Genomic DNA, 19,552 nt, shown 5'->3' on the forward strand with positions numbered 1-19,552 from the left:
TATTAGAAATAGGATCCTAAGTAGGCGCAGCGAGAGATCGTTGCGCCTTTTTATGTTCTTATTAGCTTTCTTTCTCAATTTCGAGTTTAATAGTAAGTAATTGCAGAAAATTTGGAGGTTTTTATGTCGGTAGTAAAAGTAGAATCATTTTCATTCTCGATGACGAAGGATGCATTTTTTTATAGTTTTAAACAACAAGCTCAGAACGAAACAGAGTATGCGTTTTTAGAAAGCGGAAGAGGCGGCCATTATTCAATTGCCGCTCTCAAACCTTTTGCAACTGCCTATTCACAGGAAGAAGGCCTGCGCATCTGTTGGGATAATGGTCAAACAGAGATAAGGAAAGGCGAGCCATTGGCACAGCTGGAGGGACTTATTGACGAGTATAAATTACAAAGAGATATGCATCTTCCTGTATTCCAGGGCGGGGCAATTGGATTTATCTCTTACGACTATGTAAGAAAGATCGAAGTGCTGCCGGAAATGGCACAAGATGATTTACAGGTCCCTGATCTTTTCTTTTATTTATTTGATACATGGGCAGTACACGATGTAAAGACTGATACAGTGACATTAATGAAATTATCAACTAATGACAAAGATTTAGAGGCATGGGCAGCTGATTGGCACCGCTATGCAAAGGCAGGCTTGCAGGCACGTCTATTTGGGCAGGAAAGAGCAATAGAAGTAAAACCGGATGAAAGTGAATTGACTGTATCGTTTTCTGGCACTTCCTTCGAAGAAGCGGTCCGAAAGATTCAGCACTATATCGGGCAGGGAGATGTTTTCCAAGTTAACCTTTCTGTGCGCCAGGCAAAGCATCTGCATACGACGCCGCTAACGATGTATGAGGCCGTTCGCTCGTTCAACCCTTCTCCTTACATGGCAATGATTGCGAATGAAGAGTTCGCGGTTGTAAGCGGGTCACCGGAACTGCTGATCAAACGAGAGGGCAAAGAACTTTCAACCCGTCCGATTGCAGGAACAAGGCCGCGTGGTACTTCGGATGATGAGGATATCGCATTGGCAAACGAACTAATTCAACATGAGAAAGAGCGGGCAGAACATGTTATGCTTGTGGACCTAGAACGCAATGACCTTGGTAAAGTATCTGCCTATGGTACAGTTGAAGTGAATGAATTCATGGTCATTGAGCGCTATTCCCATGTGATGCACATTGTCTCGAATGTTAGAGGTCAATTGGCAGATGGAAAAACAAATACAGATGTTATCCGAGCGATGTTCCCAGGCGGTACGATTACAGGAGCGCCGAAAATTCGTACGATGGAAATTATCGAAGAACTTGAGCCTGTACGACGCGGTCTGTATACAGGTTCAATTGGCTGGATTGGCTATACAGGAGATATGGAACTTAATATTGTCATCCGAACGGCCTTTATCAAAAATGAAATAGCTTATATTCAAGCAGGAGCGGGAATTGTTATTGATTCCATTCCAGCGAATGAGTTTATTGAATCGCTCAATAAGGCGAAGGCGATGTGGCAAGCAAAAGCAATGGCGGAAGGAGTAAACAAATGATTTTAATGATCGATAACTATGATTCCTTTACCTATAACTTAGTGCAGTATTTAGGGGAATTAGGGGAAGAATTGCTGGTGAAACGTAATGATGAGGTGACAGTGGAGGAAATCGAAAGGATGGAACCTAAAATGCTCGTCATTTCACCTGGGCCATGTACACCAAATGAAGCCGGAGAAAGTTTGCGCATTATTGAATATTTTGCAGGGAAGATCCCTATTTTAGGTGTCTGCTTGGGCCACCAGGCAATTGCCCAAGTATTCGGTGGTAAGGTCATAAGGGCAGATCGATTAATGCATGGAAAAACATCGCCTGTTCAACACGCTGACATCGGACTTCATGCTAAAAACGCTAATCCTTTTACAGCAACACGCTATCATTCTCTTATTGTAGAACGTGAGTCACTGCCTGACTGCCTTGAAATAACAGCGTGGACAGAAGAAGGGGAGATTATGGGGCTTCGTCATAAAGAATATGCTATCGAGGGCGTACAGTATCATCCAGAGTCTATCATGACAGAGGATGGGCACCAGCTGCTGCGCGAATTTATTACGCTATACTGCAAGGAGTGAAGACAATGCTTTGTTGGATAGACGGAGAGTATCTGGACTCCTCACAACTACGTATTTCGCCATTTGACCACGGGTTTTTATATGGGCTTGGTTTTTTTGAAACATTTCGTACATATGAAGGGGAAGCACCATTTTTACAGGAGCACATGGAACGTTTAGAAAAAGCACTGCAGTATTTCCATATTCAGATGCCTTATACAGTAGAAGAGCTGCGTACAGTTATTAAGCGGCTGAACGAGTCATCGGACGGAGATGGTTATTTTCGACTGAATGTATCAGCCGGGCCGCATGATATCGGACTGCAGCCGACAAATTATACAGAGCCTACTGTCATCCTGTTTCGTAAACCATTACTCGAGCGCCCTCGAGGTAAGGGGAAGGAAGGTATTTGGCTAGAAACGCCTCGTAATACGGCAGAGGGCGTGTACCGCTTTAAAAGTCATCACTATGGCAATAATGTGCTTGCCCGCTTTGAGGTACCTAACTTGGCCGATTATGAAGGATTTTTCCTGACTGAAGATGGCTTTGTAGCAGAAGGGATTACCTCAAATGTCTTCTGGGTGAAAAATGATATACTTTATACACCGCCGCTGGAAACCGGCATTTTAGGTGGTATAACTAGAAGCAGTGTGATGAGTCTTGCTGCCGATCTAGGCTTAACTGTAGAAGAAGGAAAATATAAGCCATGGGCACTTGAACAGGCGGAGGAATGCTTTGTTACGAATGCGGTACAGGAACTTGTACCAATCGAACGGATAGGAAGTTCGATTTTCAAGGGTTCTGCAGGGCGGGTTTATAACCGGCTGCATGACGCCTATATCGCAAAAATCTTACAGCGGATAAAGGGAGAATAAAGATGTTACAACACTATCCGAAACCACTTACATTAAACGGTATAACATTAGACTATAAAAAAGAGACTTTTATTATGGGTATTTTAAATGTAACGCCTGATTCTTTTTCAGACGGCGGTAAATATAATTCTGTCGATGCTGCAGTAAGACAGGCAAAGAAGATGGTAGCAGATGGGGCTAAAATTATAGATGTCGGTGGTGAATCTACGCGCCCGGGTTATGAACGTATTTCCGATGAAGAGGAAATCAAGCGGGTTGTACCTGTCATTGAAGCGTTAGTACGCGAAGTGCCCGCAGTCATTTCTATTGATACGTATAAATCAGCTGTAGCACGTGCAGCAGTTGAAGCGGGTGCCCATATGATTAATGATATATGGGGTGCTCAAGCAGATCCTGCTATGGCTTCTGTAGCTGCGGAATATAATGTGCCGATTATTTTAATGCATAACCGCAATAGTGAGCCGTACAGCAATTACTGGGAAGACTTTATAGAAGACCTTAAAAAAAGTATTGATATAGTGAAACAGGCAGGCGTTCCGGATCAGCATATTATGTTGGACCCCGGCATCGGCTTTGCGAAAAATTTAGAACAAAGTATTGAAACGATGCAGCGTCTGGAAGAGTTATCTGCCATGGGCTATCCGGTGTTATTGGCGACATCTCGTAAACGAATGATCGGCTCGATTTTGGACTTGCCCGTGGACGAACGTGTAGAAGGAACAGCGGCAACGTGTGCCTATGGCGTAATGAAGGGATGCCATATGATGCGTGTTCATGACGTGAAGGAAGTCGCTCGTACCGTAAAGGTAATCGATGCCCTTGTCGGTAAATTTGCAGTAGAAGGCGAGTTGGCACCTCGCCATTAAGAGGAGAGTTTTAAATATGGATTACATTCATTTAAGAGATATGCAATTTTTTGGCTACCATGGAGTGCTGCCGGAAGAAACAGTCCTAGGTCAGCGTTTTCGTGCCTCAGTATCATTGGCCGTCAATATTCAAAAAGCCGGCCAGACAGACAACTTAGAGGATACAGTTAGCTATGTAGGTGTATATGAAATCTGTAAGGATATCATTGAGGGCGAGCCGTTTAAATTGCTTGAAGCAGTGGCAGAAACAGTAGCAGCTCGTGTATTGTCCCAGTATGAAGGACAAGTGAAGGGATGCCGTGTAGAGATTATCAAGCCAGATCCGCCAATTCCCGGCCACTATAAAGAAGTAGCAGTAGAGATTGTGCGAGGTACATTTCAATGAATACGGTTTATCTATCAATTGGTACAAATATGGGGGAGAGAGAAGCTAATCTGAAGCTGGCTGTGAAGCTGTTAACAGAAGCACAAGGGGTAAGAGTTGAAGCGGTGTCATCGATTTATGAAACAGCGCCTGTAGGATTTATTGAACAAGCTGCCTTTTTAAATATTGCTGTACGTCTTACAACTGATTTATCATCGGCAGAAATGCTTCATCTATGTCAAAGAATAGAACAGGAGCTAGGCCGTATAAGAGAATTTCGGTGGGGTCCTCGTATCATTGACCTTGACATTTTACTTTATAATCACGAAAATATTGAAACAGAGAGCTTAATCGTGCCGCACGAACGGATGTTCGAAAGAGCGTTTGTCCTTGTGCCGTTAATGGAGATAAGCACTCCTGCTACAGGACAGCTACGCCGGGCATACGAAGCACTTGCATCAATAGATATTCAGAAAGAAGGCGTCGTGCAATGGAAGAAGAGCGTTACGGTAGAAGAATTCGTGCGTTCCGAAAGTTAAAACGAATCCAGCAGGTGGAATTCGCAAAACGGATTGGTGTGTCTACAACCATCTTAGGACGCATGGAACGTGGAGAGAAAATGCCCACTGCTGATCAGCTTCAAAAAATTGCAGACGAACTCCATATAGATGTGCAGGAATTAATCGGTGAATAACTTCAAGGAGGACATAACGATGACAAGCGAACAAAAGCCGTTTCAAATTGCGGATATCGTAATGGATAACCGTGTTGTATTGGCTCCAATGGCTGGTATTTGTAACTCGGCTTTCCGTCTTACCGTAAAGGAGTTCGGGGCAGGTCTGGTGTATGCTGAAATGATCAGTGATAAGGGGCTTGTACAGCGCAATCAGAAGACGCTGGATATGCTTTATATCGATGAACGTGAAAATCCAATGTCTTTACAGATTTTTGGCGGGGATAAAGACACGCTTGTAGAGGCAGCAAAGTACGTAGATCAAAATACAACAGCAGATATTATCGATATTAATATGGGTTGCCCAGTAAATAAAATTATTAAATGCGAAGCTGGAGCACGGCTTTTATTAGATCCAAACAAAGTCTATGAAATGGTAGCAGCCGTTGTAGATGCTGTGAAAAAACCAGTATCCGTTAAAATGCGGATTGGCTGGGATGATGAGCATATTTTTGCTATCGAGAATGCACAGGCGGTAGAACGGGCCGGCGGGGCAGCAGTTGCCGTTCATGGACGTACACGTGTACAAATGTATGAAGGTAAGGCAGACTGGAACATTATTAAGCAAGTAAAAGAGAACGTTACTATTCCGGTCCTTGGTAACGGAGATGTGGAAACACCTCAGGACGCAAAGCGCATGTTAGAAACGACAGGCGTAGATGCCGTAATGATTGGCCGTGCCGCACTAGGAAACCCTTGGATGATTTATCGTACCGTACAATATCTTGAGACAGGTGAACTAAAAGAAGAGCCTACAGCAGCTGAAAAAATTGATGTGTGTCTTCTTCACTTTGAGCGTCTCCTTCAATTGAAAGGTGAGGTAGTAGCTGTACGTGAAATGCGTAAGCATGCTTCATGGTATTTGAAAGGTATTCGTGGCAATGGGAAAATTCGTAACGCTATTAATCAAGCAGAAACAGCAGCCGAACTACGCGCATTATTAACAGGAGTAGTAGCGGAGTATGAAGTTCGGGAAACGGAAGTTGCGGCCCAGGCAGGCGCGATGTAAGGCAGAGAGTGTCACTTTAGTGACGCTCTTTTTTGATAATTTGACTAGAAATAGTCCGAAAGTGATGAATACATACGTGAATTTGTGTACAATAAGAAATTATGGACAAATGTACCGCACAACTGCGGATCATGAAATAAGGAGTGACAAACGTGTCAAATATAGAAGAATTAAACGACCAGCTTTTGGTGCGACGCCAAAAGATGACAGATATTCGCGAAAACGGCATGGATCCATTTGGCGGCCGCTTTGAACGTACACATTTATCAAATGAAGTAAAAGCTGAAAATGAGGAGTTTACAAAAGAGCAGCTGGAAGAAAACCCTCGTGAAGTAGTAATTGCAGGACGTATCATGACAAAGCGCGGTAAAGGGAAAGCTGGCTTTGCACACATCCAGGACCTAGGTGGCCAAATCCAAATTTACGTTCGTAAAGATGCGATAGGTGATGAAGCTTATGAGCTATTCAACAAGGCAGATCTTGGCGATATCGTTGGCGTGAAGGGGAATGTATTCCGTACACAAGTTGGAGAGTTATCAGTAAAAGCTACTGAATTCGCATTTTTAACAAAGTCTCTTCGTCCGATGCCAGAGAAATTCCATGGCCTACAAGATGTAGAACAACGTTACCGTCAACGTTACTTAGATCTAATGACAAATGAAGAGAGCAAAGAAACATTTATTATGCGCTCTAAAATCATTCGCGCCATTCGTAACTATCTAGATAACCACGGATATTTAGAAGTAGAGACACCGATGCTGCATACAATCGCTGGCGGTGCTGCTGCACGTCCGTTCATTACTCATCATAATGCACTGGATATGGAGCTTTATATGCGTATTGCGATCGAGCTTCACTTGAAACGTTTAATTGTGGGTGGATTAGAAAAAGTCTATGAAATCGGACGTGTATTCCGTAACGAGGGAATTTCGACTCGTCACAACCCAGAGTTCACAATGATTGAATTATACGAAGCATATGCTGACTATAAAGATATTATGGACCTAACAGAGAACCTTATCGCTCACGTAGCTCAAGATGTATTAGGTACGACAAGTATCCAATATGGCGAAGATACAATTGAATTAGGTGTAGGCTGGAAACGTGTACACATGGTAGATGCAGTAAAAGAGGCGACAGGTGTAGACTTCTGGCAGCCGATGTCTGTAGAGGAAGCGCGCGCATTAGCTTCAGAGCATGGTGTAGAAATCAAACCTGCGCATGAAGTAGGACATATCATCAATGAATTCTTCGAACAAAAGATAGAAGAAACATTAGTACAGCCTACATTTGTAACAGGTCATCCTGTAGAAATTTCGCCACTTGCGAAGAAAAATCCGGAAGATCCACGCTTTACAGACCGCTTTGAGTTATTTATTGTTCGTCGTGAGCATGCAAATGCCTTCACGGAGTTAAACGATCCAATTGATCAGCGTGAACGCTTTGAAGCGCAGTTAGCTGAAAAAGAAGCGGGGAATGATGAAGCACATGAGATGGATAATGACTTCATTGAAGCATTAGAATACGGTATGCCGCCAACAGGTGGTTTGGGTATCGGTATTGATCGTTTGATTATGCTATTAACGAATTCTCCTTCGATTCGTGATGTACTGTTGTTCCCAACAATGCGTCATACAACAAAGTAACGGAACATAATAAAAACAAGTTGTTTCTTTATATAAAGTTCCTTCATTAATTACAGAAGGAAAACGCAGGGAGTCACAGTGTGCTGTGGCTCCCTGTTTAATTGGGATTAAAGAAAGTGATCGGGATAGTTATAAAAATAAGAAGGCTCTTTTCTTTTATAGAATATCGGTGTTTCTCACTTTAATAAATAGGAAAAGTTAAGAGCGACTCTTTTTCAAATGTTGCATCGCTTATAAGGTGTTTATTTTGTATTTCTTCTATCATTAAAGAGGTGCCTAAAAGAGAAAAATGTGTAACTTAATAAGATAAGGAGGCAAGACGAAAAAAGGAGAGAAAAAGATTATAAGATTCTTTTAAAAAAGTATTGCATTTATATAAAAATCATGTTAAATTATTAAACGTCGCTGAAACGCGATAGTAAAATTATAAAACTTCTAAAAAGTTGTTGACTCGAATATGAGTTGGTGTTAATATATAAGAGTTGCTTTTAGATACTAAAGAGTAACTTGATAACTTTCGAAAAAAGTTATTGACACGAACTTCGGTAAGTGTTAACATATAAGAGTTGCTACTAAAGAAGTGGTAACGAAATGAACTTTGAAAACTGAACAAGCAAGACGTTAACAATAATTTTCTTTCTTAATTGAAAGAGACAATTTGACTAAAACAATAGTCAGCAACATTTTGAGCTTAACTCAAACTACTTTTATGGAGAGTTTGATCCTGGCTCAGGACGAACGCTGGCGGCGTGCCTAATACATGCAAGTCGAGCGGACGTTTTGTTGGTGCTTGCACCGACTTAACGTTAGCGGCGGACGGGTGAGTAACACGTGGGCAACCTGCCCTGTAGTCTGGGATAACTCCGGGAAACCGGGGCTAATACCGGATGATACTTTCTATCTCATGTTAGAAAGTTGAAAGATGGTTCTGCTATCGCTACAGGATGGGCCCGCGGCGCATTAGCTAGTTGGTGAGGTAACGGCTCACCAAGGCAACGATGCGTAGCCGACCTGAGAGGGTGATCGGCCACACTGGGACTGAGACACGGCCCAGACTCCTACGGGAGGCAGCAGTAGGGAATCTTCCACAATGGACGAAAGTCTGATGGAGCAACGCCGCGTGAGTGAAGAAGGATTTCGGTTCGTAAAACTCTGTTGTAAGGGAAGAACAAGTACAGTAGTAACTGGCTGTACCTTGACGGTACCTTATTAGAAAGCCACGGCTAACTACGTGCCAGCAGCCGCGGTAATACGTAGGTGGCAAGCGTTGTCCGGAATTATTGGGCGTAAAGCGCGCGCAGGCGGTCCTTTAAGTCTGATGTGAAAGCCCACGGCTCAACCGTGGAGGGTCATTGGAAACTGGGGGACTTGAGTGCAGAAGAGGAAAGTGGAATTCCAAGTGTAGCGGTGAAATGCGTAGAGATTTGGAGGAACACCAGTGGCGAAGGCGACTTTCTGGTCTGTAACTGACGCTGAGGCGCGAAAGCGTGGGGAGCAAACAGGATTAGATACCCTGGTAGTCCACGCCGTAAACGATGAGTGCTAAGTGTTAGGGGGTTTCCGCCCCTTAGTGCTGCAGCTAACGCATTAAGCACTCCGCCTGGGGAGTACGGTCGCAAGACTGAAACTCAAAGGAATTGACGGGGGCCCGCACAAGCGGTGGAGCATGTGGTTTAATTCGAAGCAACGCGAAGAACCTTACCAGGTCTTGACATCCCATTGACCACTGTAGAGATACAGTTTTCCCTTCGGGGACAACGGTGACAGGTGGTGCATGGTTGTCGTCAGCTCGTGTCGTGAGATGTTGGGTTAAGTCCCGCAACGAGCGCAACCCTTGTTCTTAGTTGCCATCATTTAGTTGGGCACTCTAAGGAGACTGCCGGTGACAAACCGGAGGAAGGTGGGGATGACGTCAAATCATCATGCCCCTTATGACCTGGGCTACACACGTGCTACAATGGACGGTACAAACGGTTGCCAACCCGCGAGGGGGAGCTAATCCGATAAAACCGTTCTCAGTTCGGATTGTAGGCTGCAACTCGCCTACATGAAGCCGGAATCGCTAGTAATCGCGGATCAGCATGCCGCGGTGAATACGTTCCCGGGCCTTGTACACACCGCCCGTCACACCACGAGAGTTTGTAACACCCGAAGTCGGTGAGGTAACCTTTTGGAGCCAGCCGCCGAAGGTGGGATAGATGATTGGGGTGAAGTCGTAACAAGGTAGCCGTATCGGAAGGTGCGGCTGGATCACCTCCTTTCTAAGGATATTTTTCGGAAGTATGTCACACGGTGATATACGTTAACGTTCTTGCTGTTCAGTTTTGAAAGTTCATACTTTCAAAACTTGCTCCTGCGGTTACTCGTCGCAAATGTGCGAAGAAGTAGACACAGGTAGCGCACTTGTTCTTTGAAAACTGGATAAAACGACATTGAAAGCAAACACAAATTTCTATCTTTAAATAGATATGAGTCAAACAAGTCAAGCAATTGACGTGTAAACTGAAGTCTAACTCTTCGAGTTAGCGTTAACTTATTGGTTAAGTTAATAAGGGCGCACGGTGGATGCCTTGGCACTAGGAGTCGATGAAGGACGGCACTAACACCGATATGCCTCGGGGAGCTGTAAGTAAGCTTTGATCCGGGGATTTCCGAATGGGGGAACCCACTGCGTTTAATCGCGCAGTACTTTCGCGTGAATTCATAGCGCGTTAGAGACAGACCCAGGGAACTGAAACATCTAAGTACCTGGAGGAAGAGAAAGAAAATTCGATTCCCTGAGTAGCGGCGAGCGAAACGGGAAGAGCCCAAACCAAGAGGCTTGCCTCTTGGGGTTGTAGGACACTCTATACGGAGTTACAAAGGAATGATTTAGGCGAAGCGACTTGGAAAGGTCCGCCAGAGCAGGTAAAAGCCCTGTAGCCAAAAAGTTATTCCCTCCAGAGTGGATCCTGAGTACGGCGGAACACGTGAAATTCCGTCGGAATCCGGGAGGACCATCTCCCAAGGCTAAATACTACCTAGTGACCGATAGTGAACCAGTACCGTGAGGGAAAGGTGAAAAGCACCCCGGGAGGGGAGTGAAAGAGAACCTGAAACCGTGTGCCTACAAGTAGTTAGAGCCCGTTAATGGGTGATAGCGTGCCTTTTGTAGAATGAACCGGCGAGTTACGATTACGTGCGAGGTTAAGTTGAGAAAACGGAGCCGCAGCGAAAGCGAGTCTGAATAGGGCGAAATAGTACGTGGTCGTAGACCCGAAACCAGGTGATCTACCCATGTCCAGGGTGAAGGTGAGGTAACACTTACTGGAGGCCCGAACCCACGCACGTTGAAAAGTGCGGGGATGAGGTGTGGGTAGCGGAGAAATTCCAATCGAACTTGGAGATAGCTGGTTCTCTCCGAAATAGCTTTAGGGCTAGCCTCGTGATTGAGAATACCGGAGGTAGAGCACTGTTTGGACTAGGGGGGCATCTCGCTTTACCGAATTCAGACAAACTCCGAATGCCGGATATTTATACACGGGAGTCAGACTGCGAGTGATAAGATCCGTAGTCAAAAGGGAAACAGCCCAGACCACCAGCTAAGGTCCCAAAGTAATCGTTAAGTGGAAAAGGATGTGGCGTTGCTTAGACAACCAGGATGTTGGCTTAGAAGCAGCCATCATTTAAAGAGTGCGTAATAGCTCACTGGTCGAGTGACGCTGCGCCGAAAATGTATCGGGGCTAAACGATTCACCGAAGCTGTGGATTGACATCTTTGATGTCAGTGGTAGGAGAGCGTTCTAACTGCGTTGAAGTCAGACCGGAAGGACTGGTGGAGCGGTTAGAAGTGAGAATGCCGGTATGAGTAGCGAAAGACGGGTGAGAATCCCGTCCACCGTATGACTAAGGTTTCCTGAGGAAGGCTCGTCCGCTCAGGGTTAGTCGGGACCTAAGCCGAGGCCGACAGGCGTAGGCGATGGACAACAGGTTGATATTCCTGTACTACCTCCTCACCGTTTGAGAAATGGGGGGACGCAGTAGGGTAGGGTAAGCAGAGCGTTGGTTGTCTCTGTTCAAGCAGTAAGGCGTGTGTGTAGGCAAATCCGCACACTGTAACGTTGAGCTGTGATGACGAGTCCGTATGGACGAAGTTCCTGATCTCACACTGCCAAGAAAAGCCTCTATCGAGGTGGGAGGTACCCGTACCGCAAACCGACACAGGTAGTCGAGGAGAGAATCCTAAGGTGTGCGAGAGAACTCTCGTTAAGGAACTCGGCAAAATGACCCCGTAACTTCGGGAGAAGGGGTGCTCTGGTAGGGTGAAAGCCCGAGAGAGCCGCAGTGAATAGGCCCAGGCGACTGTTTAGCAAAAACACAGGTCTCTGCAAAACCGTAAGGTGACGTATAGGGGCTGACGCCTGCCCGGTGCTGGAAGGTTAAGAGGAGCGGTTAGCGCAAGCGAAGCTGTGAATTGAAGCCCCAGTAAACGGCGGCCGTAACTATAACGGTCCTAAGGTAGCGAAATTCCTTGTCGGGTAAGTTCCGACCCGCACGAAAGGCGTAACGATCTGGGCACTGTCTCAACGAGAGACTCGGTGAAATTATAGTACCTGTGAAGATGCAGGTTACCCGCGACAGGACGGAAAGACCCCGTGGAGCTTTACTGTAGTTTGATATTGAATTTTGGTACAACTTGTACAGGATAGGTAGGAGCCAGAGAGCCCGGAGCGCCAGCTTCGGAGGAGGCGTCGGTGGGATACTACCCTGGTTGTATTGAAATTCTAACCCATGCCCCTTATCGGGGCAGGAGACAGTGTCAGACGGACAGTTTGACTGGGGCGGTCGCCTCCTAAAAGGTAACGGAGGCGCCCAAAGGTTCCCTCAGAATGGTTGGAAATCATTCGTAGAGTGTAAAGGCACAAGGGAGCTTGACTGCGAGACCTACAAGTCGAGCAGGGTCGAAAGACGGGCTTAGTGATCCGGTGGTTCCGCATGGAAGGGCCATCGCTCAACGGATAAAAGCTACCCCGGGGATAACAGGCTTATCTCCCCCAAGAGTCCACATCGACGGGGAGGTTTGGCACCTCGATGTCGGCTCATCGCATCCTGGGGCTGTAGTCGGTCCCAAGGGTTGGGCTGTTCGCCCATTAAAGCGGTACGCGAGCTGGGTTCAGAACGTCGTGAGACAGTTCGGTCCCTATCCGTCGTGGGCGTAGGAAATTTGAGAGGAGCTGTCCTTAGTACGAGAGGACCGGGATGGACATACCGCTGGTGTACCAGTTGTTCTGCCAAGGGCATCGCTGGGTAGCTATGTATGGACGGGATAAGTGCTGAAAGCATCTAAGCATGAAGCCCCCCTCAAGATGAGATTTCCCATTACGCAAGTAAGTAAGACCCCTGAAAGACGATCAGGTAGATAGGTTCGAGGTGGAAGTATGGCGACATATGGAGCTGACGAATACTAATCGGTCGAGGACTTAACCAAATTTTGAGTGCTGCACAATGAAACGTTTATCCAGTTTTGAAAGAACAAGAAAAAGTGTTGATTTAATTTAAAAAAACACTTGTAATAAGCACGGAAAGTGCTATAATAAATCTTGTCTTTAATAAAGTGAAGTGATGATGGCAGAGAGGCCACACCCGTTCCCATACCGAACACGGAAGTTAAGCTCTCTAGCGCCGATGGTAGTTGGGGGCTTCCCCCTGTGAGAGTAGGACATCGCTTCGCTTAATACCCAGGAGGATTAGCTCAGCTGGGAGAGCACCTGCCTTACAAGCAGGGGGTCGGCGGTTCGAGCCCGTCATCCTCCACCATCTCAAAATGCCGGTGTAGCTCAGTTGGTAGAGCAACTGACTTGTAATCAGTAGGTCGTGGGTTCGACTCCTATCGCCGGCACCATTTTGAGCCATTAGCTCAGTTGGTAGAGCATCTGACTTTTAATCAGAGGGTCGAAGGTTCGAGTCCTTCATGGCTCACCATTTTTATAATATGCGGGTGTGGCGGAACTGGCAGACGCACTAGACTTAGGATCTAGCGCCGCAAGGCGTGGGGGTTCGACTCCCTTCACCCGCATCTTTTAACTTCATATACTGTCAGAATAAAAAGCAACGCATATTGCGGAAGTAGTTCAGTGGTAGAACACCACCTTGCCAAGGTGGGGGTCGCGAGTTCGAACCTCGTCTTCCGCTCCAATATGCCGGGGTGGCGGAACTGGCAGACGCACAGGACTTAAAATCCTGCGGTGGGTGACCACCGTGCCGGTTCGATTCCGGCCCTCGGCACCATTTTTATGATTTTAGCGCCCGTAGCTCAATTGGATAGAGCGTCTGACTACGGATCAGAAGGTTATGGGTTCGACTCCTGTCGGGCGCGCCAAAAAATTACGGGAAGTAGCTCAGCTTGGTAGAGCACTTGGTTTGGGACCAAGGGGTCGCAGGTTCGAATCCTGTCTTCCCGACCATTTATACCTACAATATTTAAAATATATGGGGCCTTAGCTCAGCTGGGAGAGCGCCTGCCTTGCACGCAGGAGGTCAGCGGTTCGATCCCGCTAGGCTCCACCAATTTTATGAACTTTGAAAACTGAACAAGCAAGACGTTAACAATAATTTTCTTTCTTAATTGAAAGAGACAACTTGACTAAAACAATAGTCAGCAACATTTTGAGCTTAACTCAAACTACTTTTATGGAGAGTTTGATCCTGGCTCAGGACGAACGCTGGCGGCGTGCCTAATACATGCAAGTCGAGCGGACGTTTTGTTGGTGCTTGCACCGACTTAACGTTAGCGGCGGACGGGTGAGTAACACGTGGGCAACCTGCCCTGTAGTCTGGGATAACTCCGGGAAACCGGGGCTAATACCGGATGATACTTTCTACCTCATGTTAGAAAGTTGAAAGATGGTTCTGCTATCGCTACAGGATGGGCCCGCGGCGCATTAGCTAGTTGGTGAGGTAACGGCTCACCAAGGCGACGATGCGTAGCCGACCTGAGAGGGTGATCGGCCACACTGGGACTGAGACACGGCCCAGACTCCTACGGGAGGCAGCAGTAGGGAATCTTCCACAATGGACGAAAGTCTGATGGAGCAACGCCGCGTGAGTGAAGAAGGATTTCGGTTCGTAAAACTCTGTTGTAAGGGAAGAACAAGTACAGTAGTAACTGGCTGTACCTTGACGGTACCTTATTAGAAAGCCACGGCTAACTACGTGCCAGCAGCCGCGGTAATACGTAGGTGGCAAGCGTTGTCCGGAATTATTGGGCGTAAAGCGCGCGCAGGCGGTCCTTTAAGTCTGATGTGAAAGCCCACGGCTCAACCGTGGAGGGTCATTGGAAACTGGGGGACTTGAGTGCAGAAGAGGAAAGTGGAATTCCAAGTGTAGCGGTGAAATGCGTAGAGATTTGGAGGAACACCAGTGGCGAAGGCGACTTTCTGGTCTGTAACTGACGCTGAGGCGCGAAAGCGTGGGGAGCAAACAGGATTAGATACCCTGGTAGTCCACGCCGTAAACGATGAGTGCTAAGTGTTAGGGGGTTTCCGCCCCTTAGTGCTGCAGCTAACGCATTAAGCACTCCGCCTGGGGAGTACGGTCGCAAGACTGAAACTCAAAGGAATTGACGGGGGCCCGCACAAGCGGTGGAGCATGTGGTTTAATTCGAAGCAACGCGAAGAACCTTACCAGGTCTTGACATCCCATTGACCACTGTAGAGATACAGTTTTCCCTTCGGGGACAACGGTGACAGGTGGTGCATGGTTGTCGTCAGCTCGTGTCGTGAGATGTTGGGTTAAGTCCCGCAACGAGCGCAACCCTTGTTCTTAGTTGCCATCATTTAGTTGGGCACTCTAAGGAGACTGCCGGTGACAAACCGGAGGAAGGTGGGGATGACGTCAAATCATCATGCCCCTTATGACCTGGGCTACACACGTGCTACAATGGACGGTACAAACGGTTGCCAACCCGCGAGGGGGAGCTAATCCGATAAAACCGTTCTCAGTTCGGATTGTAGGCTGCAACTCGCCTACATGAAGCCGGAATCGCTAGTAATCGCGGATCAGCATGCCGCGGTGAATACGTTCCCGGGCCTTGTACACACCGCCCGTCACACCACGAGAGTTTGTAACACCCGAAGTCGGTGAGGTAACCTTTTGGAGCCAGCCGCCGAAGGTGGGATAGATGATTGGGGTGAAGTCGTAACAAGGTAGCCGTATCGGAAGGTGCGGCTGGATCACCTCCTTTCTAAGGATATTTTTCGGAAGTATATCACACGGTGATATACGTTAACGTTCTTGCTGTTCAGTTTTGAAAGTTCATACTTTCAAAAGAGGGCCTATAGCTCAGCTGGTTAGAGCGCACGCCTGATAAGCGTGAGGTCGATGGTTCGAGTCCATTTAGGCCCACCATATAAATTATTTATATACCTCTTATTTGGGGCCTTAGCTCAGCTGGGAGAGCGCCTGCCTTGCACGCAGGAGGTCAGCGGTTCGATCCCGCTAGGCTCCACCAAATATTTTACTCCAGCGTTTTTTATCGCATGGAGCAAACAATTGTTCTTTGAAAACTGGATAAAACGACATTGAAAGCAAACACAAATTTCTATCTTTAAATAGATATGAGTCAAACAAGTCAAGTAATTGACGTGTAAACTGAAGTCTAACTCTTCGAGTTAGCGTTAACTTATTGGTTAAGTTAATAAGGGCGCACGGTGGATGCCTTGGCACTAGGAGTCGATGAAGGACGGCACTAACACCGATATGCCTCGGGGAGCTGTAAGTAAGCTTTGATCCGGGGATTTCCGAATGGGGGAACCCACTGCGTTTAATCGCGCAGTACTTTCGCGTGAATTCATAGCGCGTTAGAGACAGACCCAGGGAACTGAAACATCTAAGTACCTGGAGGAAGAGAAAGAAAATTCGATTCCCTGAGTAGCGGCGAGCGAAACGGGAAGAGCCCAAACCAAGAGGCTTGCCTCTTGGGGTTGTAGGACACTCTATACGGAGTTACAAAGGAATGATTTAGGCGAAGCGACTTGGAAAGGTCCGCCAGAGCAGGTAAAAGCCCTGTAGCCAAAAAGTTATTCCCTCCAGAGTGGATCCTGAGTACGGCGGAACACGTGAAATTCCGTCGGAATCCGGGAGGACCATCTCCCAAGGCTAAATACTACCTAGTGACCGATAGTGAACCAGTACCGTGAGGGAAAGGTGAAAAGCACCCCGGGAGGGGAGTGAAAGAGAACCTGAAACCGTGTGCCTACAAGTAGTTAGAGCCCGTTAATGGGTGATAGCGTGCCTTTTGTAGAATGAACCGGCGAGTTACGATTACGTGCGAGGTTAAGTTGAGAAAACGGAGCCGCAGCGAAAGCGAGTCTGAATAGGGCGAAATAGTACGTGGTCGTAGACCCGAAACCAGGTGATCTACCCATGTCCAGGGTGAAGGTGAGGTAACACTTACTGGAGGCCCGAACCCACGCACGTTGAAAAGTGCGGGGATGAGGTGTGGGTAGCGGAGAAATTCCAATCGAACTTGGAGATAGCTGGTTCTCTCCGAAATAGCTTTAGGGCTAGCCTCGTGATTGAGAATACCGGAGGTAGAGCACTGTTTGGACTAGGGGGGCATCTCGCTTTACCGAATTCAGACAAACTCCGAATGCCGGATATTTATACACGGGAGTCAGACTGCGAGTGATAAGATCCGTAGTCAAAAGGGAAACAGCCCAGACCACCAGCTAAGGTCCCAAAGTAATCGTTAAGTGGAAAAGGATGTGGCGTTGCTTAGACAACCAGGATGTTGGCTTAGAAGCAGCCATCATTTAAAGAGTGCGTAATAGCTCACTGGTCGAGTGACGCTGCGCCGAAAATGTATCGGGGCTAAACGATTCACCGAAGCTGTGGATTGACATCTTTGATGTCAGTGGTAGGAGAGCGTTCTAACTGCGTTGAAGTCAGACCGGAAGGACTGGTGGAGCGGTTAGAAGTGAGAATGCCGGTATGAGTAGCGAAAGACGGGTGAGAATCCCGTCCACCGTATGACTAAGGTTTCCTGAGGAAGGCTCGTCCGCTCAGGGTTAGTCGGGACCTAAGCCGAGGCCGACAGGCGTAGGCGATGGACAACAGGTTGATATTCCTGTACTACCTCCCCACCGTTTGAGAAATGGGGGGACGCAGTAGGGTAGGGTAAGCAGAGCGTTGGTTGTCTCTGTTCAAGCAGTAAGGCGTGTGTGTAGGCAAATCCGCACACTGTAACGTTGAGCTGTGATGACGAGTCCGTATGGACGAAGTTCCTGATCTCACACTGCCAAGAAAAGCCTCTATCGAGGTGGGAGGTACCCGTACCGCAAACCGACACAGGTAGTCGAGGAGAGAATCCTAAGGTGTGCGAGAGAACTCTCGTTAAGGAACTCGGCAAAATGACCCCGTAACTTCGGGAGAAGGGGTGCTCTGGTAGGGTGAAAGCCCGAGAGAGCCGCAGTGAATAGGCCCAGGCGACTGTTTAGCAAAAACACAGGTCTCTGCAAAACCGTAAGGTGACGTATAGGGGCTGACGCCTGCCCGGTGCTGGAAGGTTAAGAGGAGCGGTTAGCGCAAGCGAAGCTGTGAATTGAAGCCCCAGTAAACGGCGGCCGTAACTATAACGGTCCTAAGGTAGCGAAATTCCTTGTCGGGTAAGTTCCGACCCGCACGAAAGGCGTAACGATCTGGGCACTGTCTCAACGAGAGACTCGGTGAAATTATAGTACCTGTGAAGATGCAGGTTACCCGCGACAGGACGGAAAGACCCCGTGGAGCTTTACTGTAGTTTGATATTGAATTTTGGTACAACTTGTACAGGATAGGTAGGAGCCAGAGAGCCCGGAGCGCCAGCTTCGGAGGAGGCGTCGGTGGGATACTACCCTGGTTGTATTGAAATTCTAACCCATGCCCCTTATCGGGGCAGGAGACAGTGTCAGACGGACAGTTTGACTGGGGCGGTCGCCTCCTAAAAGGTAACGGAGGCGCCCAAAGGTTCCCTCAGAATGGTTGGAAATCATTCGTAGAGTGTAAAGGCACAAGGGAGCTTGACTGCGAGACCTACAAGTCGAGCAGGGTCGAAAGACGGGCTTAGTGATCCGGTGGTTCCGCATGGAAGGGCCATCGCTCAACGGATAAAAGCTACCCCGGGGATAACAGGCTTATCTCCCCCAAGAGTCCACATCGACGGGGAGGTTTGGCACCTCGATGTCGGCTCATCGCATCCTGGGGCTGTAGTCGGTCCCAAGGGTTGGGCTGTTCGCCCATTAAAGCGGTACGCGAGCTGGGTTCAGAACGTCGTGAGACAGTTCGGTCCCTATCCGTCGTGGGCGTAGGAAATTTGAGAGGAGCTGTCCTTAGTACGAGAGGACCGGGATGGACATACCGCTGGTGTACCAGTTGTTCTGCCAAGGGCATCGCTGGGTAGCTATGTATGGACGGGATAAGTGCTGAAAGCATCTAAGCATGAAGCCCCCCTCAAGATGAGATTTCCCATTACGCAAGTAAGTAAGACCCCTGAAAGACGATCAGGTAGATAGGTTCGAGGTGGAAGTATGGCGACATATGGAGCTGACGAATACTAATCGGTCGAGGACTTAACCAAATTTTGTGTGCTGCACAATGAAACGTTTATCCAGTTTTGAAAGAATAAACTTCTTTCAGTTATATAAAGGAACTTCTGCTAAAAGCGCAACATCGTGTTGCAGCGCAGAAGTCAGCACATCCATGTGCAAGTCTAGTGATGATGGCAGAGAGGCCACACCCGTTCCCATACCGAACACGGAAGTTAAGCTCTCTAGCGCCGATGGTAGTTGGGGGCTTCCCCCTGTGAGAGTAGGACATCGCTGGGCAATTAGACTCAACCTGTAGAGGTTGGGTTTTTTTATTGCCAAAAAAGCCCCCAACCACCAAACACCGAAGGTGAGCCCGGCGCGTAAACCGAAGGATTCATTTTATGTAAGGAAATCAAAGAATACGAT

General features: G+C 47.5%; 9 protein-coding genes, 11 tRNA genes and 6 rRNA genes. All 26 read left to right on the forward strand.

The features are described from left to right. Positions 1 to 123 precede the first annotated feature (123 nt). The 26 genes from AA0Y26_RS22920 (at position 124) to rrf (AA0Y26_RS23045) (ending at position 19,423) form a co-directional block, all read left to right on the forward strand. Positions 124 to 1,539, forward strand: a complete 1,416-nt coding sequence (locus tag AA0Y26_RS22920) for an anthranilate synthase component I family protein (protein WP_413364266.1) — start codon at positions 124 to 126, stop codon at positions 1,537 to 1,539. Further along, positions 1,536 to 2,111: an aminodeoxychorismate/anthranilate synthase component II gene (pabA, locus tag AA0Y26_RS22925; RefSeq protein WP_413364267.1), complete on the forward strand. Its 576-nt coding sequence runs from the start codon at positions 1,536 to 1,538 to the stop codon at positions 2,109 to 2,111. Before AA0Y26_RS22920 ends, pabA begins: the two co-directional genes overlap by 4 nt. A gap of 5 nt (positions 2,112 to 2,116) precedes the next feature. Beyond that, positions 2,117 to 2,965, forward strand: coding sequence for an aminodeoxychorismate lyase (gene pabC / locus AA0Y26_RS22930; protein ID WP_413364268.1), 849 nt, complete (start codon positions 2,117 to 2,119; stop codon positions 2,963 to 2,965). A gap of 2 nt (positions 2,966 to 2,967) precedes the next feature. Then, positions 2,968 to 3,831, forward strand: a complete 864-nt coding sequence (gene folP, locus AA0Y26_RS22935; RefSeq protein ID WP_413364269.1) for a dihydropteroate synthase — start codon at positions 2,968 to 2,970, stop codon at positions 3,829 to 3,831. A 16-nt stretch (positions 3,832 to 3,847) separates the two neighbouring features. Continuing rightward, positions 3,848 to 4,216, forward strand: coding sequence for a dihydroneopterin aldolase (gene folB, locus AA0Y26_RS22940; protein ID WP_413364270.1), 369 nt, complete (start codon positions 3,848 to 3,850; stop codon positions 4,214 to 4,216). Further along, positions 4,213 to 4,734: a 2-amino-4-hydroxy-6-hydroxymethyldihydropteridine diphosphokinase gene (folK, locus tag AA0Y26_RS22945; RefSeq protein WP_413364271.1), complete on the forward strand. Its 522-nt coding sequence runs from the start codon at positions 4,213 to 4,215 to the stop codon at positions 4,732 to 4,734. The genes folB and folK overlap by 4 nt, the downstream gene beginning before the upstream one ends. Beyond that, a complete protein-coding gene (locus AA0Y26_RS22950) occupies positions 4,686 to 4,889 on the forward strand; it encodes a helix-turn-helix domain-containing protein (RefSeq protein ID WP_413364272.1) in 204 nt (67 codons plus the stop codon). Before folK ends, AA0Y26_RS22950 begins: the two co-directional genes overlap by 49 nt. 19 nt (positions 4,890 to 4,908) lie before the next feature. Further along, the gene (gene dusB, locus AA0Y26_RS22955) at positions 4,909 to 5,937 is read left to right on the forward strand and encodes a tRNA dihydrouridine synthase DusB (RefSeq protein WP_413364273.1); all 1,029 of its coding nucleotides are present in this window, start codon (positions 4,909 to 4,911) and stop codon (positions 5,935 to 5,937) included. A gap of 143 nt (positions 5,938 to 6,080) precedes the next feature. Further along, entirely contained in the window at positions 6,081 to 7,583 is a 1,503-nt protein-coding gene (gene lysS / locus AA0Y26_RS22960; RefSeq protein WP_413364274.1) for a lysine--tRNA ligase, read from the forward strand. 706 nt (positions 7,584 to 8,289) lie between these two features. Continuing rightward, positions 8,290 to 9,844 (forward strand): 16S ribosomal RNA (locus AA0Y26_RS22965). Positions 9,845 to 10,121: 277 nt separating this feature from the next. Further along, positions 10,122 to 13,050 (forward strand): 23S ribosomal RNA (locus AA0Y26_RS22970). A gap of 127 nt (positions 13,051 to 13,177) precedes the next feature. Beyond that, positions 13,178 to 13,293 (forward strand): 5S ribosomal RNA (rrf, locus tag AA0Y26_RS22975). Between the two features lie 10 nt (positions 13,294 to 13,303). Then, positions 13,304 to 13,379 (forward strand) — tRNA-Val (locus AA0Y26_RS22980). 9 nt (positions 13,380 to 13,388) lie between these two features. Beyond that, positions 13,389 to 13,464 (forward strand) — tRNA-Thr (locus AA0Y26_RS22985). 4 nt (positions 13,465 to 13,468) lie between these two features. Next, positions 13,469 to 13,544 (forward strand) — tRNA-Lys (locus tag AA0Y26_RS22990). A gap of 12 nt (positions 13,545 to 13,556) precedes the next feature. Further along, a tRNA-Leu gene (locus tag AA0Y26_RS22995) sits at positions 13,557 to 13,638 on the forward strand. A 44-nt stretch (positions 13,639 to 13,682) separates the two neighbouring features. Beyond that, positions 13,683 to 13,757 (forward strand) — tRNA-Gly (locus AA0Y26_RS23000). A 4-nt stretch (positions 13,758 to 13,761) separates the two neighbouring features. Beyond that, positions 13,762 to 13,850: transfer RNA gene (locus tag AA0Y26_RS23005), tRNA-Leu, on the forward strand. A 14-nt stretch (positions 13,851 to 13,864) separates the two neighbouring features. Continuing rightward, a tRNA-Arg gene (locus AA0Y26_RS23010) sits at positions 13,865 to 13,941 on the forward strand. An 8-nt stretch (positions 13,942 to 13,949) separates the two neighbouring features. Continuing rightward, positions 13,950 to 14,026 (forward strand) — tRNA-Pro (locus AA0Y26_RS23015). A 27-nt stretch (positions 14,027 to 14,053) separates the two neighbouring features. Beyond that, positions 14,054 to 14,129, forward strand: a tRNA-Ala gene (locus AA0Y26_RS23020). A gap of 120 nt (positions 14,130 to 14,249) precedes the next feature. After that, positions 14,250 to 15,804 (forward strand): 16S ribosomal RNA (locus tag AA0Y26_RS23025). Between the two features lie 87 nt (positions 15,805 to 15,891). Continuing rightward, positions 15,892 to 15,968, forward strand: a tRNA-Ile gene (locus AA0Y26_RS23030). A gap of 27 nt (positions 15,969 to 15,995) precedes the next feature. Next, positions 15,996 to 16,071, forward strand: a tRNA-Ala gene (locus AA0Y26_RS23035). Between the two features lie 176 nt (positions 16,072 to 16,247). After that, positions 16,248 to 19,176 (forward strand): 23S ribosomal RNA (locus AA0Y26_RS23040). A 131-nt stretch (positions 19,177 to 19,307) separates the two neighbouring features. After that, a 5S ribosomal RNA gene (gene rrf, locus AA0Y26_RS23045) occupies positions 19,308 to 19,423 on the forward strand. Together the 16S, 23S and 5S rRNA genes with 11 tRNA genes alongside form the textbook arrangement of a ribosomal RNA operon. Positions 19,424 to 19,552 lie beyond the last annotated feature (129 nt).

The sequence above is a fragment of the Lysinibacillus canaveralius genome (genome assembly GCF_047301505.1).
Taxonomy (GTDB): Bacteria; Bacillota; Bacilli; order Bacillales_A; family Planococcaceae; genus Lysinibacillus_B.

What these genes read in the sequence shown, in the direction of transcription:
- AA0Y26_RS22920 (WP_413364266.1), top strand. Translation starts at nt 124, where the DNA reads ATGTCGGTAGTAAAAGTAGAATCATTTTCATTCTCGATGACGAAGGAT.
- pabA (WP_413364267.1), top strand. Translation starts at nt 1,536, where the DNA reads ATGATTTTAATGATCGATAACTATGATTCCTTTACCTATAACTTAGTG.
- pabC (WP_413364268.1), top strand. Translation starts at nt 2,117, where the DNA reads ATGCTTTGTTGGATAGACGGAGAGTATCTGGACTCCTCACAACTACGT.
- folP (WP_413364269.1), top strand. Translation starts at nt 2,968, where the DNA reads ATGTTACAACACTATCCGAAACCACTTACATTAAACGGTATAACATTA.
- folB (WP_413364270.1), top strand. Translation starts at nt 3,848, where the DNA reads ATGGATTACATTCATTTAAGAGATATGCAATTTTTTGGCTACCATGGA.
- folK (WP_413364271.1), top strand. Translation starts at nt 4,213, where the DNA reads ATGAATACGGTTTATCTATCAATTGGTACAAATATGGGGGAGAGAGAA.
- AA0Y26_RS22950 (WP_413364272.1), top strand. Translation starts at nt 4,686, where the DNA reads ATGGAAGAAGAGCGTTACGGTAGAAGAATTCGTGCGTTCCGAAAGTTA.
- dusB (WP_413364273.1), top strand. Translation starts at nt 4,909, where the DNA reads ATGACAAGCGAACAAAAGCCGTTTCAAATTGCGGATATCGTAATGGAT.